At 37.3% G+C, this 450-nt stretch carries 1 protein-coding gene; it reads right to left on the minus strand.

Translation table 11 applies throughout. The annotated features are described in order from the left end of the window. Positions 1-337, minus strand: a 337-nt coding sequence (locus tag LPA41_RS41115) for a S8 family serine peptidase (protein WP_304523829.1), incomplete at its 3' end; no start/stop codon positions are given. Between the last annotated feature and the right edge of the window lie 113 nt (positions 338-450).

The raw sequence follows: 450 nt of genomic DNA on the forward strand, positions 1-450 counted from the left end.
CGCCTGTACTTTTTGGTGCTACACCAACAATTCCTTTTCCATTGTCCGTCGCTGCGATTATTCCTGCGACATGTGTTCCATGCCCTAAATAATCTGTGAAAATTGTTTTGTCTCCGCCATCATCATTGGTGAAGTTCAATCCGCCGATAATATTTTCTTTTAAATCGGGATGGCTAATATCGCAACCTGAATCCAACACAGCAACAACAATACCTTGCCCTTTTCGGCTTTTTTCCCAAACTTTTTGAGCCCCGATTATTTCTATACCTCTTAGAATGGTTTGCAAGTCATTGAATACGGACTTTATATTAGTTGTCTCTAATAACAATTCCTTCATTTCTCTTACCCCCTTTTCTCATTATTTAAAGTGAAATATATAAGCTGAAAACAAATAGAACAAACGAAACGCTTAAAATACAAACTACCGCTTTATCCGTATAGCTCTTACAT

This window comes from Actinoplanes sp. DH11, from assembly GCF_020873875.1.
Classification (GTDB): domain Bacteria; phylum Actinomycetota; class Actinomycetes; order Mycobacteriales; family Micromonosporaceae; genus Actinoplanes.